The organism is Citrobacter sp. Cpo074 (genome assembly GCF_030332745.1).
GTDB classification, from domain to species: Bacteria; Pseudomonadota; Gammaproteobacteria; order Enterobacterales; family Enterobacteriaceae; genus Citrobacter; species Citrobacter portucalensis.
The window spans coordinates 173605-192430 of sequence record NZ_JAOWHG010000038.1 but is presented as its reverse complement, the minus strand read 5'-3'; the positions used below and the strand labels follow the sequence as shown (position 1 = coordinate 192430).

Sequence of the window (18826 nt, the reverse complement as noted above, 5' to 3'; positions counted from 1 at the left end):
AGCGCTGGTAAATATGGCATGGTTTCAGAACGGGGCATTTGTTCAGGACGCTGGGAATATTGTCATTACGTATTCTAATTACGATAGTGGGCATATCACTGCCCACTCCGTTAGAGGTCGTATTGCTGGCGTCGCCGTTCTAAACGACGATCGCGCAGGGTGGAATAAATAAAGGTCATCACAAACAGTAGTGAAAATAGTACGACGATGGTGGGGGCCGGTGCACTGTCGATGAAAAAAGACAGGTACACGCCCATAAACGAGGTAACGACCGACATAATCACCGCCAGCCACAAGGCGTGGGAAAATTTCCGCGTCATTAAAATCGCAATGGCGCCAGGCGCAATCAGTAAGGAGATCGACAAAATAATCCCTACTGATTTTAGCGTGGCGACAATCGTCAGGGCGATCATGCACAGCAGGCCGTAATGTAGCAGTGCAGTGTTAAGCCCACTGGCCTTTGCCTGATGCGGGTCGAACGCATGCAGCAGCAGATCTTTCCACTTAAGCCCAATAATAAGCGCTATCCCAAGCGTAATAACCGCGGTTTGTATGATGTCGCTGAACGATACGCCCAGCATGTCGCCGAACAGAATATGATCGAGATGGACCTCTGACTGGATAGAGACGTACAGCACCAGCCCTGCGCCAAACATGCCGGAAAAGACGATTCCCATCAGGGTATCGCGTTTGATGCGGCTGTTATCGTCGAGATAACCCGTCGCCACCGCACAGAACAGCCCGGCGATAAATGCGCCAATTGCCAGTGGGATGCCCGCAATCCACGCCAGTACAATTCCCGGGAAAACCGCGTGGCTCATTGCATCGCCCATCAGCGCCCAGCCTTTGAGTACTAAAAATACAGACAGCAGCGCGCAGGGCACGGCGACAATGGTGGAGATGACCAGCGCATTGACCATAAAACCAAACTGAAAGGGTTCCAGCAGCGTTGTTAAGATCATACTGACTCCTTGTTCACCAGACGGGCGCGGCGGCGATTCGCCAGCAGACCGTGTTTTGGTGCGAAGACAAATGCCAGCAGGAACAGCAGCGTTTGCAGAACGACAATAATTCCGCCGGTTGCACCGTCCAGCCAGTAGCTCAGCCAGGCGCCGAAAAAGCTGGTCAGGCTGCCAATAGCTACGGCGATAGTGAGCAGGCGTGGAAAACGATCGGTCAGCAGCCAGGCCGTTGCACCGGGCGTAACCACCAGGCAAATCACCAGAAATGCGCCGACGGTTTGCAGCGCGGCGACCGTGGAAACGGAGAGCAGCGTAAAAAATAACAGCTTCAACCGGCCCGGATTCAGACCGATAGAGCGCGCGTGGTTTTCATCAAAAAAAACCACCATCAGATCTTTCCACTTCAAAAACAGGATGGTTAGCGAAATAACCCCGATGATGGCCAGTTGCAGAATATCTTCTGGCGCAATCGCCAGCACGTTGCCGAGAATGATGGTCTGAATGTTCACCGACATCGGATTGAGCGACACCATAAACAGCCCGATACCGAAAAAAGACGAAAAAATCAGTCCGATAATCGCATCTTCCTTCAGGCGCGAACGTTGATTAAGAAACAGCATACTGCCCGCCGCCAGTCCGCCGGAAAGGAATGCGCCAAGCGCGAAGGGAAGCCCTAACATATAAGCGCCTGCCACGCCCGGCACGATAGAGTGCGACAGCGCATCGCCAATCAGCGACCAGCCTTTGAGCATCAGATAGCAGGAGAGAAACGCACACAGGCCGCCGACCATTGCCGAGACCCACATGGCGTTGAGCATGTACTGGTAGCCAAACGGCTCCGTTAGCCAGTTCATGGTTATTCCCCCTCGTTTGCCGTGCGTCGCGAAATAAACGGGCGTTCATCATCGGTAATCACGTGCTGTTCACCGCCGCTCAGCGCAACGTGACGCAGTACGCCGCTGAATGCCAGTTCAAGATTCTCGGGGGTAAAGGTGGTTTCGGTGGGTCCACTTGCCAGCACCGTGCCCTTAATCATCACCGTGTAATCACAAAACTCGGTGACGGATCCCAAATTATGGGTAGAGACCAGCATGGTTCGACCCTCATCACGCAGTTCACGCAGCAGGTCGATGATCCGGGCCTCGGTTTTTACATCCACGCCGGTAAAGGGTTCATCCAGTAAAATAACCTGTCCGTCCTGTGCGATGGCCCTTGCCAGAAAAACACGCTTTTTCTGCCCACCGGACAGTTCACCTATCTGACGATGGCGATAATCCAGCATATCAACTCGCGCCAGCGCCGCATCTACGCAGGCGTGGTCAATTTGTTTTGGTCGACGCAGCCAGCCCATATGGCCAAAGCGTCCCATCATCACCACATCTTCCACCAGTACCGGAAATGACCAGTCCACCTCTTCTGACTGGGGGACATAGGCGATCAGATTCTGTTTGAGCGCCTTATTTACCGGCTGTTGCAGAATTGAGATTTCCCCCTGCGCCAGGCGGACAAAACCCATCAGCGCTTTAAAAAGCGTTGATTTTCCCGAACCGTTTACGCCGACCAGAGCGGCAATTGAGCCGCCCGGAACCTGAAAAGTGGCGTCCCGCAATGCGGTATGACCGTTGCGATACGTCACCGTAACCTGATTTACGGTAATCGCAGAGTGACTCATGGTTGGCTCTCCAGACCCTTGTTGATGCCGTTAACAATGGTTTGCGTGGTGACGCGCAGTAAATCCAGATAGGTCGGTACCGGACCGTCGGCTGCACTGAGCGAATCGACATACAGCACGCCGCCGTAATGCGCGCCAGACTCACGGGCAACCTGACGCGCTGGTTTGTCGGACACAGTGCTTTCGCTAAATACCGTCGGGATATGATGCTCTCTGATGGCATCGATAACCTTGCGTACCTGCTTGGGCGTACCCTGCTGATCGGCATTGATCGGCCACAGATACAGCTCCTTGAGATTGTTATCACGAGCTAAATAAGAGAATGCGCCTTCGCTGGTGACCAGCCAGCGTTTATCAGCAGGGAGCTTTGCCAGTTCTGTATGCAGTGGCGCCAGGGTCTGCTGGATTTTCGCTTTATAATTCTGCGCATTATTCTGGTAGGTTGCGGCATTGTCCGGATCATATTTGATCAGCGCATCGCGAATGTTATCCACGTAGATCAGCGCGTTCTCTGCTGACATCCAGGCATGCGGGTTTGGTTTACCGTTGTACGGCCCTTCGCTGATGCCCATTGGCTGCACGCCGTTTGAGACCATCACTTCAGGTACGCCGGACAAATTTTGGTAGAAGCGGGCAAACCATAGTTCGAGGTTTAGACCGTTGGAGAGAATAAGCTGTGCACCTTGCGCCCGTTTAATATCGCCTGGGGTTGGTTGATATTCGTGAATTTCAGCACCCGGTTTGGTGATAGAACTAACGTCCGCCGCGTCACCTGCTACATTGCTTGCCATATCGGCAATCACCGTAAAGGTGGTTACCACTTTGAATTTTTCTTTCGCCCAGGCAGGTGACAGCGTCAGCGCTGTTAACACGCTGGCAAGGAGAAATGACTTCAGATGGGGCAGATGCGGCATAGTATCCCTCGCAACAAAGTGGTTAATTTATCATCGAATATAGCCTTTGCTATGTTATATAGCACATGGCATAAACAAATGAAAATAATTCTTATTTGCGTAGGGTGCTAAGGATGTATCACCTTCAGGTAATAGTTCTGTGCTTAGTTAAGGTGTATTATTTATGCAACTTAATTGTGGAGGCATCATGTCCGGCAAACGCATTGCACGTGAAAAAATGACGATCCAGAGAATGATTTCGCTCTACGAGAGCCAGTGCCCGCAGGCTTCAGGCGAGCCGGGGCATTACGATGCGTTATTTGCCTATGCGCAAAAGCGCCTCGACAAGTGCGTATTTGGTGAGGAAAAACCGGCCTGTAAACAGTGTCCTGTGCACTGTTATCAACCTGCTAAACGCGAAGAGATGAAGCAAATTATGCGTTGGGCTGGGCCGAGAATGCTCTGGCGTCACCCGATTCTGACCGTACGTCACCTGATTGATGACAAACGTCCAGTGCCGGAGTTACCCGAGAAGTACCAGCGGAAAAAATAAGGTCGCTGTGCGCCGGATGGCGGCTGCGCCTTATCTGGCCTACGAGAATAAGTGCATCTGTCGCGTAGGCCCGATGCGCATTGCGCCATCGGGCAACTTAGCCATGTGGTGATGAATGGCGACTACGCTTTGGTGGCAATCAGAATAGCTGAGGCTTTGATCAGCGCAACAACACGGCTTCCCTGACTCAGTTTCATCTCTTGCTGACTTTCGTTGGTGACGACGGCAACAATCTCGAAGCCTGCGTCAGTTTTGATATGTACCGTGGCGTTGACTGCGCCTTCTGTGACCTGGGAAACACTGCCAGCAAACTGGTTGCGGGCAGAGAACTTCAGACCACAGTCTTCAGTTGCCAGCGTCACCCATGGCGCTTTAATCAGGGCAATTGCTTCTTTCCCTTTCGCCAGACCCAGCGCCTGCTGGCTGCTATGGGTTACAATCGCGACCAGTTTTGCGCCGCCAGCCAGCGTCAGTTCAACTTCATCATTCACTGCGCCCGTAGCGACTGCGCTCACCGTACCGGTTAATTGATTACGTGCTGATACCGCCATACTGCCTCCTTTCGTTGAGATATCACCCAGTATAGCCACACTGGCTAAACCAGTGCATCCTTATCAATGCCTAATCTCTTCATGCGTGAGAGTAACGTTGTACGTTTCAGCCCCAGCCTTTGTGCCGCGCCTTTGGGACCGGCAACCACCCCGTTGGTTTCTTTCAGTACGCGCATAATCAACTGGTATTCATCTTCACCGTCCTGCGCGACTTCGGTTGCCACCGGAGGCGTAGACGGCGTCAAAGGGGCAATATCCGGAAGGGATAGTTGCAGTACGTTGCCCCGGGTAAGCAGAACCGCTCGTTCTACCACGTTTTCCAGCTCACGCACGTTACCCGGCCATTCCATACAGCTCAGTGTGCGCAGAGCCTCGGCGGGAATACTGTCGATATTGCGTCCCATCCGACGAGCAATTTTAAAGGTGAAGGCTTTTACCAGCAGCGGAATATCTTCCGGGCGCTCACGCAGCGGCGGCAGATGGATCGGGAAGACGTTCAGTCGGTAATACAGATCGTTACGAAATTCGCGATCGGCAACCATCTTCTTCAGATCGCGGTTGGTGGCGGCGATCAAACGGACATCGGTCTGGATCAGCTTATTACTGCCCAGACGTTCAAATTCCTGCTCTTGCAGAACCCGCAGTAGCTTAGGCTGAAGCTCCAGCGGCATATCGCCAACTTCATCGAGGAACAGCGAACTTTTGTCCGCCAGTTCGAAACGCCCAATACGTTGCGTGCTGGCCCCGGTAAACGCGCCGCGCTCATGACCAAACAGATCGCTCTCCAGCAATCCGGCAGGCATTGCCGCGCAGTTCATCTTCACCATCCGGCGGGCGTTACGTCCGCTCAGGTTGTGAATGGCTCGTGCGATCAGCTCTTTACCCGTTCCGGTCTCACCCAGAATCAAGACGGTGCTGTCGCTTTGCGCCACCATTTCGACCTGCTTGAGTACGCTGTACATAGCTTCGCTGCGACCAATGATTTCGCCGAACTCACTCTCTACGTTGTTGAGTTGTTCAGTCAACGCCAGGTTTTCATCGACCAGACGTTCCTTCAGGCGGTGAATTTCCTGGTAGGCTAGCGCGTTATCCACGGCAATTGCCACACGCTCGGCAATCTGGCGCAATAGCTTGAGGTTGGCGGTAGTGAAAACTTTCTCTTCGCACTGTGCCAGCTTGAGTACGCCGAGCATAGTATTGCCGGACATCAGCGGTAGCAGACACAGGGTTTGTAGCTGGTTGCCCCAGGTTTCGAACAGCATCCGTTCGTAAGGGGCAAGGATGTCACGTTCGCTCAGGTTGATCAGCAGCATCTCTTTGCTTTTGAAGACCCGTTCAGAGAGCGTGCCCGCTTCGTCCACTTCACTCTGTTCGTGTGCCGGATGATGTTCATCCAGATAGTGAGTGGAATAGATACTGAGTTTATTTTTGCGATCGCTGCGTAACACGATGCTGATGGCATCGATGTCGAAGTAGTGGTGGATCTCTTTGGCGACTTCGCTGACCAGCTCATCAATATCCAGTCGGGAGAGCACGGCATTGGTGATGGCGACCAGGATGCGAAAGTTGTCACGCTCACGACACAGCAGATCGTAATCGACGTTGTTGCTGACTCTGCTTTGAATTTGTTCAGCAACGACGCCGACTATCTGAGTGAAGGTCTGTAGACGGTTATATTCTTTTTCACTCCACGGACGGTCTTCGTTACGGATGAATTCGCAACCGCCAAAGATGCGCCCATCTGCCGCCAGTGGCAGCAGGCAGTAGTGGCCAAATTCAGAATACAGTCCACCTGAAGCCAATTGTGGCCATGTTTCCGTAAACTCATGATAGTTGCAGTGCAACGCATCAGGGCGAGACAAAATACGGCGTACCGGACCATGTGCCAGCACCGTTTCGTCTTCATAATCGATGGGTTTACCATTTTCACGCGTTGCAAAATAACGCGCACGTTGCGTTTGTGCCTGCCATAAGACAATAGCCGCGCAGTCGGCCAGCGCTGAACGCTTGACCAGCTGCGAAAGTGCCTCGCTAAGAGACGGGAGATCGGGCTGCTGTAATAATGTACGAGTAATATCGAACAGGCCTTGCTGTCCGAGGTCACTCATCGGTGTATACGACATATTGCTTTTCCAGGGAAAGCACCGCAGAACGGTGCGAAAACGGTAAATGAATTATAGGTATAAGTCGTAAATTATTGCCGGATGGCTGACCGCAAACTCGCTGGTCACGCAATCCGTAGGCCTGATAAGCAAAGCGCCATCAGGCGTTATGCAGCGTTAATGCCGGATAGTGACGCTAATGCGTCTTATCCGGCCTACAGCATGCTGCCAACCGGCTGCTAGCATATACGAGGTAATGGTTCGGCGTGTGGTAAATCGAGGGTTCGTTTCACGCCGTAGAGTCCGGCAAGACGAACACCTTTGCGTTCAACCACTTCACCAATCATTGCAGCATCGCACCCTAAAGGATGCGCGCGCAGCGCGGCAAGTACGGTTTCAGCGGCCTGGCGTTCAACGGCAATCACCAGTTTGCCTTCGTTAGCAAAGTTGAGGGCATCCAGACCCAGCAGCTCGCAAACGCCACGCACCGCGGGCTTCACGGGCAGAGCAGCTTCCGACAGCTCAATACCAAATCCGCATGCAGCGGCAAATTCATGCGTGACCGCATTCACGCCGCCACGGGTGGCGTCACGAAGCGCCTTCACGCCAGGAATATCACGCAGCGTCTGGATAAGAGGTGTTAACACCGCGCAGTCGCTGACCAGTTCGCCATCCAGACCCAATTGCTCGCGTAGGTTAAGGATAGTTGCCCCGTGATCGCCAAGAGAGCCACTGACCAGCAGCACATCACCCACGCTGAGAGTCTGTGCACCCCAGTGAATGTTGGCGGGAATTGCCCCCATTCCGGCAGTGTTAATGAACAGCTTGTCTGCTGCACCACGCTGCACGACTTTGGTATCGCCAGTCACGATGGCGATGCCTGCTTCGCGCGCGGTTGCTGCCATGCTGTTAACAACGGTTTTCAGTGTCTCCATCGGCAGACCCTCTTCGAGGATAAAACCGCAGGAGAGGTAGCGTGGAATAGCCCCGCTGACCGCTACGTCGTTAGCCGTACCGCAGATGGCCAGCTTGCCGATATTGCCGCCGGGGAAGAACAACGGATCGATAACGTAGCTGTCAGTTGAAAACGCCAGACGATCGCCTTCTGCCACCAGTTGTGCCAGTTCCAGACGCGCTTGATCTTCTTGTTCCGCCAGCCACGGATTCGCAAAAGCCTCCATAAACAGACTGTTGATCAACTGCTGCATAGCCTGACCGCCGCTACCGTGGGCGAGTTGTACGCTGCTCATGCTTCACACTCCTGCTGACGATACTGATACCAGGCGGCACATGCGCCTTCTGAGGAGACCATCAGGGCGCCAAACGCGGTCTCCGGGTTACACGTTTTGCCAAATAACGGGCACTGATGTGGTTTACATCTGCCCGTCAGCACTTCCCCACAACGCGCGCGCGGATCGTCATACACCTGCTGCGGCGCTGGCTGGAAATGTGCTTCGGCATCAAAGCGCTGATAGTCCGGCGTCAGGTGAACGCCAGAGGATTCGATAACGCCCAGACCGCGCCATTCGCTGTCACCATTGACGCAGAACACCTCGGCAATGGCCTGTTGCGCTAACGCGTTACCGGCATCCGGTACCACGCGGCGGTACTGGTTTTCTACCTGGCTTTGGGCTGCAATTTTCTGCTCAATTAACATCACTACGCCTTGCAGGAGATCAAGCGGTTCGAAACCGGCGACCACCAGGGGGCGATGGAAATCTGAAGCAATGAAATTATAGGCGTCGGTGCCAATTACCATGCTGACGTGGCCCGGTGCTAAAAAGGCGTCGATACCGTTGTCTGGCTGTTCCAGCAGACTGCGCAGCGTAGGGATAAGCGTGATGTGCTGGCAGAAAAAGTAAAAGTTCTGCACGTCACGCTGCTTTGCCTGTTGCAGGGTGATAGCAGTCGTTGGCATTGTGGTTTCAAAACCCAGGCCAAAGAACACCACTTTACGCGTTGGGTTTTCCTGCGCCAGCTTCAGTGCATCCATCGGTGAATAGACAATACGGATATCCGCACCGCGCGCCTTGGCTTGCAGCAGGGAGCCTTGCTTACCCGGGACGCGCATAGCGTCGCCAAAGGTGCAGAAAATCACTTCTGGATGGCTGGCGATTTCTACACAGCTGTCGATTCTGCCCATCGGCAGAACGCAAACCGGGCAACCCGGACCATGAATAAACTCCACGTTTTCCGGTAGCAACTGGTCGAGCCCGAATTTGAAGATAGCGTGGGTATGACCACCACAAACTTCCATGATCCGCAGCGGGCGTTCAGCCGTGTAGGAGAGGTGGGCGGCACGTTCACACAGGTGCTCTATCAACTGCATCACCTGTTCTGGTGCGCGGTATTCGTCAACAAAACGCATTTATTTTTCCTCGCCGTACAGCAACGCGCCGACATCCGGCTCAACGTCAAACATGTTTTGCAGCGCGTCGAGCGTATCGCGCGCTTCAGCTTCATTAATGATGCTCATGGCAAAACCGACGTGGACCAGTACCCACTGGCCGAGACGCGGTTGGCCATGTTCATCACAGCTACCGACCAGCGTCAGGTCGACGTCGCGCTGAATACCGCAGACGTCGACTTTGGCCTGGTTGCCATCAATGGTGCGGATTTGACCCGGAACACCTATGCACATCGCTGCGTCTCCAGCCAGGAGAGCCATTGATCCATCCCTTCTCCACTGGTGGCGGAAATTAGGATAATCTCAATCCCCGGGTTCACTTCCCGGGCGCTGGCAATGCATTTTTCAACGTCAAAATTGAGGTACGGCAGTAGATCCACTTTGTTGAGCAGCATCAGCGATGCGGCGGCAAACATATGCGGGTATTTCAGCGGTTTGTCTTCACCTTCGGTTACTGAAAGCACGGCCACTTTATGGCGCTCGCCGAGGTCGAAGCTGGCCGGGCAGACCAGGTTGCCGACGTTTTCAATGAACAGAATACCGTTATCGTCAAGCGGCAAACGCGGCGCGGCGTCAGCAATCATTTGTGCGTCGAGGTGGCAACCTTTACCGGTGTTGACCTGAATGGCGGGTGTGCCTGTGGCGCGAATACGGGCGGCATCGTTCACCGTCTGCTGGTCACCTTCAATAACGGCGCACGGCACGCTATCTTTCAACTTCATCAGCGTTTCGGTCAGCAGGGTAGTTTTACCAGAGCCCGGGCTTGAAACAAGGTTCAGCACCAGATGCTGACGGGCCGCAAAGCGGGCACGGTTGCGCTCGGCGAGGCGGTTGTTTTTGTCCAGTACGTCAATTTCCACTTCCAGCATACGGCGTTGGCTCATACCTGGTGCGTGGGTTCCGGCCTCACCGTGACCGTAGTGCAAATCGCCTTCTTCGGTCTGGCTCGGTGTGAAATTTGAGGTCTTCACACCGGTAATATTCAGCGCCGGACGAGCCGCCGGGGCAAATGGCGCGCTGCGAAACGCCGAGTGGGGATTATGCTCATCACCCTCTATATATAGGTTGCCTTCAGCGCAACCACATGTCGTACACATCGCTCACTCCTGATCTTTTTACTTGCGATACATCTGTTGCCGGATGGCTGCGTTGCCTTATCCGGCCTACAAACGAGCTGTTTCTGTAGGCTGGATAAGACGCTTAAGCGTCGCCATCCGGCGCTGGAGTTTCATCTATTTCAATACGTCGAATCTGTAAGCCGTCATCGGCCACAATTCTCAGCATATCGCTGTTGCATTGCGGGCATCGGCGCACGCGTTGCGTCAGTAACGTGACGTATTGCTGACAAGATTCGCACCAACATTCGGCTTCTTGTTCTTCGAGGTGGAGTTTACAACCTTCTGCAAGGGTCCCGCGGCATACCAGATCAAAACAAAAGGAGAGAGCGCTGGTTTCTACGCAAGAAAATGCGCCAATTTTGAGCCAGACCCCAGTTACTCGCTTAGCACCGTGTTGCGTGGCCTGTTGTTCAATCAATTCCAGTGCCCGTTGGCAGAGGGTTATTTCGTGCATACCGCCTCCTGTGAAGTTGCCGTATTAAAAGCAATAAGCATGCCAGGTTGATTTTTTTCATTCGTGACAATGACGACGATGACGAAATGACATGTCGTCACCCGCCTTTGATTTTTTATCTATATGAAAATTAAGTAATTTAATTTTGGCATGAAATGTGCTTAAGGCTGTTCATCTCTGCTAAACGGGTAACCTGACATGACTATTTGGGAAATAAGCGAAAAAGCCGATTACATCGCTGAACGGCATCGTCGCCTACAGGACCAGTGGCGTATTTACTGCAACTCGCTGGTTCAGGGGATCACCCTGTCAAAAGCGCGTTTGCATCATGCGATGAGCTGCGCACCGGACAAGGATCTCTGCTTCGTCCTTTTTGAACACTTCACTATCTACGTCACGCTGGCGGACGGCTTTAACAGCCATACCATCGAATACTACGTCGAAACGAAAGACGGTGATGATAAGCAGCTGATTGCACAGGCAGAATTGACTATCGACGGTAAGGTCGATGAGCGTATTAGCAACCGCGATCGCGAGCAGGTGCTGGAGCACTATCTCGAAAAAATCGCCACCGTCTACGACAGCCTGTACACCGCGGTTGAGAACAATATGCCGGTGAATTTAAGCCAGCTGGTTGAGGGACATAGCCCGGCTTAAGCCTCGGGTGCTGCCCACTTTGTCATGGTGCGGTCTACATACTGCGTCACGACGTTTTAGGGAATGGGCATGTCGAAAAATGTCGAAATGACATTTGGTAGACATGTTTTCGTCAAAAATGACTATCACCTGAGGAATGCCTGGTGAATCGTTTTGTAATTGCTGACTCCACTCTTTGTATTGGCTGCCACACCTGTGAAGCCGCCTGCTCAGAGACACATCGCCAGCATGGCCTGCAGTCAATGCCGCGCCTGAAAGTGATGTTAAATGAAAAAGAATCCGCGCCGCAGCTTTGCCACCAGTGTGAAGATGCGCCTTGCGCCACCGTGTGTCCGGTTAATGCCATTAACCGCGTTGATGGCGCCGTACAGCTGAACGAAAGCCTGTGCGTAAGCTGCAAACTGTGCGGGATCGCTTGTCCGTTTGGCGCGATAGAGTTTTCCGGTAGCCGTCCGCTACACATTCCGGCAAACGCCAATACGCCAAAAGCGCCTCCGGCTCCGCCAGCGCCTGCTCGCGTGAGTTCGCTGTTGGACTGGGTTCCTGGCGTTCGTGCCATCGCGGTGAAATGCGATCTGTGTAGTTTTGACGAGCAAGGTCCTGCCTGCGTGCGCATGTGTCCGACCAAAGCCCTGCATCTGGTGAGCAACATGGATATCGCCCGCGCCAGCAAACGTAAGCGAGAGCTGACTTTCAATACCGATTTCGGCGATCTCACCTTGTTTCAGCAGGCTCAGAGTGGGGATGCAAAATGAGCGCAATTTCACTGATTAACAGCGGCGTAGCCTGGTTTACAGCGGCTGCGGTTCTGGCATTTCTGTTTTCATTTCATAAATCGCTGAGCGGATGGATTGCTGGGGTTGGCGGTGCAGTCGGCAGCCTGTGTACGGCAGCCGCGGGTTTTACCGTTCTGACTAATGCGCTGGCAGTGAGCGGCGTGATGCCGTTTATTGGTCACAGTCTGCAAATTACTCCGCTTAATGCTATCTGGCTGATTACACTGGGCCTGTGCGGCCTGTTTGTCAGCCTGTACAACATTGACTGGCATCGTCATCCTCAGGTGAAAGCTAACGGCCTGCTGGTGAATCTGCTGATGGCCGCGGCGGTATGTGCGGTGGTTGCCAGCAACCTCGGTACGCTGGTGGTGATGGCGGAAATCATGGCGCTGTGTGCCGTGTTCCTCACCGGATGCAGTAAAGAAGGCAAACTGTGGTTTGCGCTGGGGCGTATTGGTACGCTGCTGCTGGCGGTCGCCTGCTACCTGGTGTGGCAACGTTACGGCACTCTGGAGCTGCGTCTGCTAGACCTGCGCACCCAGGAGCTGCCGCTCGGATCTGACATCTGGCTGCTGGGCGTGGCAGGTTTTGGCCTGCTGGCCGGGATTATTCCGCTCCACGGTTGGGTGCCACAGGCACACGCCAATGCCAGCGCACCGGCTGCGGCGCTGTTCTCTACCGTCGTCATGAAGGTTGGTCTGTTGGGTATTCTCTCCCTGTCGCTGCTGGGCGGTAACGCGCCGCTGTGGTGGGGGATTACGCTGCTGGTGCTGGGCATGATCACCGCGTTTGTTGGTGGTCTGTATGCGCTGATGGAACACAATATCCAGCGCCTGCTGGCGTACCACACGCTGGAAAACATCGGCATTATTCTGCTGGGTCTGGGCGCTGGCGTGACCGGAATTTCCCTGAATCAACCGGCACTGATTGCGCTGGGTTTGACCGGCGGTCTGTACCACCTGGTAAACCACAGCCTGTTCAAAAGCGTTCTGTTCCTGGGCGCAGGCAGCATCTGGTTCCGTACCGGTCATCGTGATATCGAAAAACTGGGCGGTATCGGTAAACGTATGCCGGTTATCTCGCTGGCGATGCTGGTTGGTCTGATGGCGATGGCCGCACTGCCGCCGCTGAACGGTTTTGCCGGTGAGTGGGTTATCTACCAATCCTTCTTTAAGCTTGGCAACAGCGGCGCGTTTGTCGGTAGCCTGTTAGGACCGTTGCTGGCGGTAGGGCTGGCAATTACCGGCGCGCTGGCGGTGATGTGTATGGCGAAAGTCTATGGCGTTACGTTCCTTGGCGCACCGCGCACGAAGGAAGCTGAAAATGCCTGCTGCGCGCCAATCCTGATGGGAGTGAGCGTCGTCGCGCTGGCTATCTGCTGCGTGATTGGCGGCGTTGCTGCGCCGTGGCTGCTGCCGATGATCTCCTCTGCCGTTCCGCTGCCGTTGGAAACCGCGAACACCACCGTTTCTCAGCCAATGATCACGCTGCTGCTGATCGCGTGTCCGCTGCTGCCGTTCATCATCATGGCCATTTTCAAAGGCAACCGTCTGCCGTCGCGTTCACGCGGTGCGGCATGGGTGTGTGGTTACGATCACGAGCAGTCAATGGTGATTACCGCGCACGGTTTTGCCATGCCGGTGAAAGAAGCCTTTGCCCCGGTACTCAAACTGCGTAAATGGCTGAACCCGGTATCACTGGTTCCGGGCTGGCAGAATGCGGCTGCACCGGTGCTGTTCCGTCGCCTGGCGCTGATTGAGCTGGCGGTGCTGGTGGTGATTGTGGTTTCACGAGGAGCCTGAGAATGAGTGTTTTATATCCGTTAATTCAGGCGCTGGTGCTGTTTGCCGTTGCGCCGCTGCTGTCCGGTGTTACCCGCGTGGCGCGTGCGCGTTTGCACAATCGCCGCGGTCCGGGCGTTTTGCAGGAATACCGCGACATTATCAAACTGCTGGGCCGTCAGAGCATTGCGCCTGCGGATTCCAGCTGGGTTTTCCGCCTGACGCCGTTTGTGATGGTGGGCGTGATGCTGACTATCGCCACTGCGTTGCCGGTAGTGACCGTTGGCTCGCCGCTGCCACAACTGGGCGATCTGATCACCTTAATTTACCTGTTCGCCATTGCCCGTTTCTTCTTCTCTATCGCGGGACTGGATACCGGTAGCCCGTTTACCGCCATTGGCGCCAGCCGTGAAGCGATGCTCGGTGTGCTGGTTGAACCTATCCTGCTGCTGGGGCTGTGGGTAGCGGCACAGGTTGCGGGTTCAACCCATATCAGCAATATCGCCGATACCATTTACCACTGGCCTGCTGCGCGCAGCATTCCGCTGATTCTGGCACTGTGCGCCTGTGCTTTCGCCACCTTTATCGAAATGGGCAAACTGCCGTTCGATCTGGCGGAAGCAGAGCAGGAGCTGCAGGAAGGTCCATTGACCGAATACAGCGGCAGCGGTTTTGCCGTGCTGAAGTGGGGCATTAGCCTCAAACAGCTGGTCGTTCTGCAAATGTTCGTTGGCGTGTTCCTGCCGTGGGGACAGATGGAAACCTTCACCGCCGGTGGACTGCTGCTGGCGCTGGTGATTGCCGTCGTCAAGCTGGTCCTCGGCGTGCTGGTCATCGCCCTGTTCGAAAACAGCATGGCGCGTCTGCGTTTTTGCGCCACTTCACGCGTGACCTGGGCCGGTTTTGGGTTTGCGTTTTTAGCGTTCGTCTCCTTGCTGGTGGCGTGATTTAAGAGAGTTTGAGCATGTCTGAAGAAAAATTAGGTCAACAATATCTCGCTGCGCTGCACCAGGCCTTTCCGGGCGTGGTGCTGGATGAAGCCTGGCAGACCAAAGATCAGCTGACGATCACCGTCAAGGTGAACTACCTGCCGGAAGTGGTGGAGTTCCTGTACTACAAACAGGGCGGCTGGTTATCCGTGCTGTTTGGTAACGACGAACGTCAGCTGTGCGGTCATTACGCCGTTTATTACGTGATGTCGATGGAGCAGGGCACCAAGTGCTGGATAACCGTCCGCGTTGAAGTCGATGCCAATAAACTGGAGTTCCCGTCCGTCACGCCGCGCGTTCCAGCAGCGGTCTGGGGCGAGCGTGAAGTGCGCGACATGTACGGTTTGATCCCGGTTGGTTTACCGGATGAGCGCCGTCTGGTGTTACCGGATGACTGGCCGGACGAACTCTATCCGCTGCGTAAAGACAGCATGGATTATCGTCAGCGCCCGGCGCCGACTACCGATGCTGAAACCTACGAGTTCATCAACGAACTGGGCGACAAGAAAAATAACGTGGTGCCGATTGGCCCGTTGCACGTCACCTCCGATGAACCCGGTCACTTCCGCCTGTTTGTTGACGGTGAGAACATCATCGACGCCGATTACCGTCTGTTCTATGTCCACCGCGGCATGGAGAAACTGGCGGAAACCCGCATGGGTTACAACGAAGTGACGTTCCTGTCAGATCGCGTGTGCGGCATCTGCGGCTTTGCGCATAGCACCGCTTATACCACCTCCGTTGAGAATGCGATGGGCATCGTGGTGCCGGAACGTGCGCAGATGATCCGCGCCATTCTGCTGGAAGTTGAGCGTCTGCACTCGCACCTGCTGAACCTCGGGCTGGCCTGTCACTTCACCGGTTTTGACTCCGGCTTTATGCAGTTCTTCCGCGTGCGTGAAACGTCGATGAAGATGGCGGAGATCCTCACCGGGGCGCGTAAAACCTACGGTCTGAACCTGATCGGCGGTATTCGTCGTGACCTGCTGAAAGAAGATATGATCCAGACCCGTCAACTGGCGCAGCAGATGCGTCGTGACGTGCAGGAACTGGTCGATATGCTGCTCAGCACGCCGAACATGGAACAGCGTACCGTTGGTATTGGTCGTCTTGATCCGGAAATTGCCCGTGACTTCAGTAATGTCGGCCCGATGGTTCGCGCCAGCGGCCACGCGCGTGACACCCGCGCCGATCACCCGTTTGTCGGTTATGGTCTGCTGCCGATGGAAGTTCACAGCGAGCAGGGCTGCGACGTTATTTCTCGCCTGAAAGTCCGTATTAATGAAGTCTACACCGCGCTGAATATGATCGACTTTGGTCTGGACAACCTGCCGGGCGGTCCGCTGATGGTGGAAGGCTTTACCTATATTCCTCACCGTTTCGCACTGGGCTTTGCTGAAGCGCCGCGTGGAGATGACATCCACTGGAGCATGACCGGCGACAACCAGAAACTGTATCGCTGGCGCTGCCGTGCGGCGACTTACGCCAACTGGCCGACGCTGCGCTACATGCTGCGTGGCAATACCGTTTCCGATGCCCCGCTGATTATCGGTAGCCTCGATCCTTGCTACTCCTGTACTGACCGTATGACAGTGGTCGATGTGCGTAAGAAGAAGAGCAAAGTCGTGCCGTACAAAGAACTTGAGCGCTACAGCATCGAGCGTAAAAACTCGCCGCTGAAATAAGGAATCGCCATGTTTACCTTTATCAAAAAAGTCATCAAAACCGGGGCACCGACGTCGTCGTATCCGCTGGAGCCGATTGCGGTCGATAAAAACTTCCGTGGCAAACCGGAACATAATCCGCAGCAGTGCATCGGCTGTGCGGCCTGTGTGAATGCGTGCCCGTCGAACGCGCTGACGGTAGAAACCGATCTGGTCACCAATGAGCTGGCGTGGCAGTTCAACCTTGGGCGCTGCATTTTCTGCGCCCGCTGCGAAGAAGTCTGCCCGACAGCGGCAATCAAGCTGTCGCAGGAGTATGAGCTGGCGGTGTGGAAGAAAGATGATTTCCTGCAGCAGTCTCGTTTTGGCCTGTGCAATTGCCGCGTATGTAACCGTCCGTTTGCGGTGCAAAAAGAGATTGATTACGCCATTGCGCTGCTTAAGCACAACGGTGATACCCGCGCGGAAAACCACCGTGAAAGCTTTGAGACCTGCCCGGACTGTAAGCGCCAGAAATGCCTGGTGCCGTCTGACCGTATTGAACTGACTCGCCATATGAAAGAGGCCAGCTGATGAGCAATTTATTAGGCCCACGTGACGCCAACGGTATTCCGGTACCGATGACGGTGGATGAATCCATTGCCAGCATGAAAGCGTCGCTGCTTAAAAGCATCAAGCGTTCAGCGTACGTTTACCGTGTGGACTGCGGCGGCTGCAACGGCTGTGAAATCGAAATTTTCGCCACGCTTTCTCCGCTGTTTGATGCCGAACGTTTTGGTATCAAAGTGGTACCGTCGCCGCGCCATGCGGATATTCTGCTGTTTACCGGCGCGGTAACGCGTGCCATGCGCTCTCCGGCACTGCGCGCCTGGCAGTCTGCGCCAGATCCGAAAATTTGTATCTCTTACGGTGCCTGCGGTAACAGCGGCGGTATCTTCCACGACTTATACTGCGTATGGGGCGGCACGGACAAAATCGTACCGGTGGACGTGTATATTCCAGGTTGTCCGCCGACGCCTGCGGCAACGCTGTATGGTTTTGCCATGGCGCTGGGTCTGCTGGAGCAAAAAATTCACGCGCGTGCGCCGGGTGAACTGGACGAACAGCCGGCGGAAATTCTGCATCCGGACATGGTTCAGCCGCTGCGCGTGAAGGTGGATCGCGAGGCTCGCCGTCTGGCGGGATACCGCTATGGTCGCCAGATTGCTGATGACTATATGACGCAGTTAGGGCAGGGCGAGCATCAGGTGGCGCGCTGGCTGGAAGCGGAAAACGATCCGCGTCTGACCGAGATCGTCACGCATCTTAATCATGTTGTCGAAGAGGCGCGTATCCGATGAGTGAAACGGTGGTGTTCAGTCAACTGAGCCGTAAATTTATTGATGAGAACGATGCGACGCCCGCTGAGGCGCAGCAGGTTGTCTATTACAGCCTGGCGATTGGTCACCACCTTGGGATCATCGATTGCCTGGAAGCGGCATTAACTTGTCCATGGGACGAATATTTGGCATGGATTGCTACCCTTGCTGAGGGAAGCGAAGCCCGCCGGAAAATGGAAGGCGTGCCGAAATACGGCGAGATCGTTATCGATTTCAACCATGTACAAATGCTGGCGCGCGCGTTCGATGATGCGCGTGCCGTGCAGACCCCGCAGCAGCAGGAGTGGAGCAAGCTGATGCTTAGCATGCTGCACGACATACACCAGGAAAGCGCCATCTATCTGATGGTGAGGAGACACCGTGACTGACGTTTTATTATGTGTGGGTAACAGCATGATGGGCGATGACGGCGCGGGCCCGCTGCTGGCTGAAATGTGTGCTGCAAATCCTCAAGGCAACTGGGTTGTCATTGACGGCGGTAGCGCGCCGGAGAACGATATTGTCGCCATTCGTGAACTGCGTCCGCAACGTTTGTTGATTGTTGATGCCACCGATATGGGGCTGAACCCCGGTGAAATCCGCATTATCGATCCTGATGACATTGCCGAGATGTTCATGATGACCACCCACAACATGCCGCTGAACTACCTGGTAGATCAGCTGAAAGACGATGTTGGTGAGGTAATTTTCCTCGGCATTCAACCGGACATCGTCGGTTTTTACTACCCGATGACACAGCCGATCAAAGATGCGGTTGATACCGTCTATCAGCGATTAGCCGGTTGGGAAGGACACGGCGGATTCTCCGAGCTGGAAGCACCAGAAGAGTAAACCGTATCAGTGCCGGATGTGAACGACATCCGGCCTG

Annotated in this window: 21 protein-coding genes; 10 read left to right on the top strand and 11 right to left on the bottom strand. The window is 54.7% G+C overall.

The features are described from left to right. Positions 1-110: 110 nt before the first annotated feature. From sitD to OGX83_RS22655, 4 genes are read right to left on the bottom strand one after another with little or no spacing between them, the layout of a single operon-like run. Positions 111-962 carry an iron/manganese ABC transporter permease subunit SitD gene (gene sitD, locus OGX83_RS22670; protein WP_032944764.1) on the bottom strand — a complete coding sequence of 284 codons (852 nt, stop codon included), beginning with the start codon at positions 960-962 and terminating at the stop codon, positions 111-113. Next, positions 959-1816, bottom strand: coding sequence for an iron/manganese ABC transporter permease subunit SitC (gene sitC, locus OGX83_RS22665; protein WP_008785642.1), 858 nt, complete (start codon positions 1814-1816; stop codon positions 959-961). Before sitC ends, sitD begins: the two co-directional genes overlap by 4 nt. A 2-nt stretch (positions 1817-1818) precedes the next feature. Further along, positions 1819-2634: an iron/manganese ABC transporter ATP-binding protein SitB gene (sitB, locus tag OGX83_RS22660; protein ID WP_003825870.1), complete on the bottom strand. Its 816-nt coding sequence runs from the start codon at positions 2632-2634 to the stop codon at positions 1819-1821. After that, entirely contained in the window at positions 2631-3548 is a 918-nt protein-coding gene (locus OGX83_RS22655) for a metal ABC transporter substrate-binding protein (protein WP_057068101.1), read from the bottom strand. The genes sitB and OGX83_RS22655 overlap by 4 nt, the downstream gene beginning before the upstream one ends. A gap of 187 nt (positions 3549-3735) precedes the next feature. Here OGX83_RS22655 and OGX83_RS22650 point away from each other — a divergent pair, with 187 nt between their 5' ends. Further along, positions 3736-4080, top strand: a complete 345-nt coding sequence (locus tag OGX83_RS22650) for a nitrous oxide-stimulated promoter family protein (protein WP_048236638.1) — start codon at positions 3736-3738, stop codon at positions 4078-4080. Between the two features lie 122 nt (positions 4081-4202). On the opposite strand, the gene OGX83_RS22645 is transcribed toward OGX83_RS22650, so the two are convergent. From OGX83_RS22645 to hypA, 7 genes are all read right to left on the bottom strand, one after another. Then, complete coding sequence (locus tag OGX83_RS22645; RefSeq protein ID WP_003825890.1) at positions 4203-4631, bottom strand: TOBE domain-containing protein; 429 nt, start codon at positions 4629-4631, stop codon at positions 4203-4205. A gap of 44 nt (positions 4632-4675) precedes the next feature. Beyond that, positions 4676-6754, bottom strand: a complete 2079-nt coding sequence (gene flhA / locus OGX83_RS22640) for a formate hydrogenlyase transcriptional activator FlhA (protein WP_032944751.1) — start codon at positions 6752-6754, stop codon at positions 4676-4678. Positions 6755-6972: 218 nt separating this feature from the next. Next, positions 6973-7983 carry a hydrogenase maturation carbamoyl dehydratase HypE gene (gene hypE, locus OGX83_RS22635; protein WP_032944749.1) on the bottom strand — a complete coding sequence of 337 codons (1011 nt, stop codon included), beginning with the start codon at positions 7981-7983 and terminating at the stop codon, positions 6973-6975. Next, a complete protein-coding gene (hypD, locus tag OGX83_RS22630) occupies positions 7980-9101 on the bottom strand; it encodes a hydrogenase formation protein HypD (RefSeq protein WP_003825899.1) in 1122 nt (373 codons plus the stop codon). The genes hypE and hypD overlap by 4 nt, the downstream gene beginning before the upstream one ends. Beyond that, entirely contained in the window at positions 9102-9374 is a 273-nt protein-coding gene (gene hypC / locus OGX83_RS22625; protein WP_003037411.1) for a hydrogenase 3 maturation protein HypC, read from the bottom strand. Continuing rightward, on the bottom strand, positions 9365-10237 hold the full coding sequence (gene hypB / locus OGX83_RS22620; protein WP_003037409.1) for a hydrogenase nickel incorporation protein HypB: 873 nt from the start codon (positions 10235-10237) through the stop codon (positions 9365-9367). The genes hypC and hypB overlap by 10 nt, the downstream gene beginning before the upstream one ends. Before the next feature lie 103 nt (positions 10238-10340). Then, complete coding sequence (hypA, locus tag OGX83_RS22615) at positions 10341-10712, bottom strand: hydrogenase maturation nickel metallochaperone HypA (protein WP_008785634.1); 372 nt, start codon at positions 10710-10712, stop codon at positions 10341-10343. 198 nt (positions 10713-10910) lie between these two features. Here hypA and hycA point away from each other — a divergent pair, with 198 nt between their 5' ends. The 9 genes from hycA to hycI all read left to right on the top strand — a co-directional run bounded on the left by hycA (position 10911) and on the right by hycI (position 18789). After that, complete coding sequence (hycA, locus tag OGX83_RS22610; protein WP_008785633.1) at positions 10911-11369, top strand: formate hydrogenlyase regulator HycA; 459 nt, start codon at positions 10911-10913, stop codon at positions 11367-11369. Between the two features lie 143 nt (positions 11370-11512). Continuing rightward, positions 11513-12124: a formate hydrogenlyase subunit HycB gene (gene hycB / locus OGX83_RS22605; RefSeq protein ID WP_003825909.1), complete on the top strand. Its 612-nt coding sequence runs from the start codon at positions 11513-11515 to the stop codon at positions 12122-12124. Further along, positions 12121-13947 (top strand): formate hydrogenlyase subunit 3, encoded by a 1827-nt coding sequence (gene hycC, locus OGX83_RS22600; RefSeq protein ID WP_003825912.1) that lies wholly within the window; start codon positions 12121-12123, stop codon positions 13945-13947. Before hycB ends, hycC begins: the two co-directional genes overlap by 4 nt. Positions 13948-13949: 2 nt before the next feature. Then, positions 13950-14873, top strand: coding sequence for a respiratory chain complex I subunit 1 family protein (locus tag OGX83_RS22595; protein WP_003825914.1), 924 nt, complete (start codon positions 13950-13952; stop codon positions 14871-14873). Positions 14874-14890: 17 nt separating this feature from the next. Beyond that, positions 14891-16600, top strand: a complete 1710-nt coding sequence (hycE, locus tag OGX83_RS22590) for a formate hydrogenlyase subunit HycE (protein WP_003037393.1) — start codon at positions 14891-14893, stop codon at positions 16598-16600. A gap of 9 nt (positions 16601-16609) precedes the next feature. Beyond that, positions 16610-17152 carry a formate hydrogenlyase complex iron-sulfur subunit gene (locus OGX83_RS22585; protein WP_003825918.1) on the top strand — a complete coding sequence of 181 codons (543 nt, stop codon included), beginning with the start codon at positions 16610-16612 and terminating at the stop codon, positions 17150-17152. After that, positions 17152-17919, top strand: coding sequence for a formate hydrogenlyase subunit HycG (gene hycG, locus OGX83_RS22580; RefSeq protein ID WP_003037388.1), 768 nt, complete (start codon positions 17152-17154; stop codon positions 17917-17919). The genes OGX83_RS22585 and hycG overlap by 1 nt, the downstream gene beginning before the upstream one ends. After that, positions 17916-18326, top strand: coding sequence for a formate hydrogenlyase maturation HycH family protein (locus tag OGX83_RS22575; protein ID WP_003037385.1), 411 nt, complete (start codon positions 17916-17918; stop codon positions 18324-18326). Before hycG ends, OGX83_RS22575 begins: the two co-directional genes overlap by 4 nt. Continuing rightward, the gene (gene hycI, locus OGX83_RS22570; RefSeq protein WP_003037382.1) at positions 18319-18789 is read left to right on the top strand and encodes a hydrogenase maturation peptidase HycI; all 471 of its coding nucleotides are present in this window, start codon (positions 18319-18321) and stop codon (positions 18787-18789) included. Before OGX83_RS22575 ends, hycI begins: the two co-directional genes overlap by 8 nt. Positions 18790-18826 lie beyond the last annotated feature (37 nt).

What these genes read in the sequence shown, in the direction of transcription:
- OGX83_RS22650 (WP_048236638.1), top strand. Translation starts at nt 3,736, where the DNA reads ATGTCCGGCAAACGCATTGCACGTGAAAAAATGACGATCCAGAGAATG.
- OGX83_RS22585 (WP_003825918.1), top strand. Translation starts at nt 16,610, where the DNA reads ATGTTTACCTTTATCAAAAAAGTCATCAAAACCGGGGCACCGACGTCG.
- hycA (WP_008785633.1), top strand. Translation starts at nt 10,911, where the DNA reads ATGACTATTTGGGAAATAAGCGAAAAAGCCGATTACATCGCTGAACGG.
- OGX83_RS22655 (WP_057068101.1), bottom strand. Translation starts at nt 3,548, where the DNA reads ATGCCGCATCTGCCCCATCTGAAGTCATTTCTCCTTGCCAGCGTGTTA.
- flhA (WP_032944751.1), bottom strand. Translation starts at nt 6,754, where the DNA reads ATGTCGTATACACCGATGAGTGACCTCGGACAGCAAGGCCTGTTCGAT.
- hypA (WP_008785634.1), bottom strand. Translation starts at nt 10,712, where the DNA reads ATGCACGAAATAACCCTCTGCCAACGGGCACTGGAATTGATTGAACAA.
- hycE (WP_003037393.1), top strand. Translation starts at nt 14,891, where the DNA reads ATGTCTGAAGAAAAATTAGGTCAACAATATCTCGCTGCGCTGCACCAG.
- sitD (WP_032944764.1), bottom strand. Translation starts at nt 962, where the DNA reads ATGATCTTAACAACGCTGCTGGAACCCTTTCAGTTTGGTTTTATGGTC.
- hycC (WP_003825912.1), top strand. Translation starts at nt 12,121, where the DNA reads ATGAGCGCAATTTCACTGATTAACAGCGGCGTAGCCTGGTTTACAGCG.
- hypB (WP_003037409.1), bottom strand. Translation starts at nt 10,237, where the DNA reads ATGTGTACGACATGTGGTTGCGCTGAAGGCAACCTATATATAGAGGGT.
- OGX83_RS22595 (WP_003825914.1), top strand. Translation starts at nt 13,950, where the DNA reads ATGAGTGTTTTATATCCGTTAATTCAGGCGCTGGTGCTGTTTGCCGTT.
- hypD (WP_003825899.1), bottom strand. Translation starts at nt 9,101, where the DNA reads ATGCGTTTTGTTGACGAATACCGCGCACCAGAACAGGTGATGCAGTTG.
- hycG (WP_003037388.1), top strand. Translation starts at nt 17,152, where the DNA reads ATGAGCAATTTATTAGGCCCACGTGACGCCAACGGTATTCCGGTACCG.
- OGX83_RS22645 (WP_003825890.1), bottom strand. Translation starts at nt 4,631, where the DNA reads ATGGCGGTATCAGCACGTAATCAATTAACCGGTACGGTGAGCGCAGTC.
- OGX83_RS22575 (WP_003037385.1), top strand. Translation starts at nt 17,916, where the DNA reads ATGAGTGAAACGGTGGTGTTCAGTCAACTGAGCCGTAAATTTATTGAT.
- sitC (WP_008785642.1), bottom strand. Translation starts at nt 1,816, where the DNA reads ATGAACTGGCTAACGGAGCCGTTTGGCTACCAGTACATGCTCAACGCC.
- hypE (WP_032944749.1), bottom strand. Translation starts at nt 7,983, where the DNA reads ATGAGCAGCGTACAACTCGCCCACGGTAGCGGCGGTCAGGCTATGCAG.
- sitB (WP_003825870.1), bottom strand. Translation starts at nt 2,634, where the DNA reads ATGAGTCACTCTGCGATTACCGTAAATCAGGTTACGGTGACGTATCGC.
- hypC (WP_003037411.1), bottom strand. Translation starts at nt 9,374, where the DNA reads ATGTGCATAGGTGTTCCGGGTCAAATCCGCACCATTGATGGCAACCAG.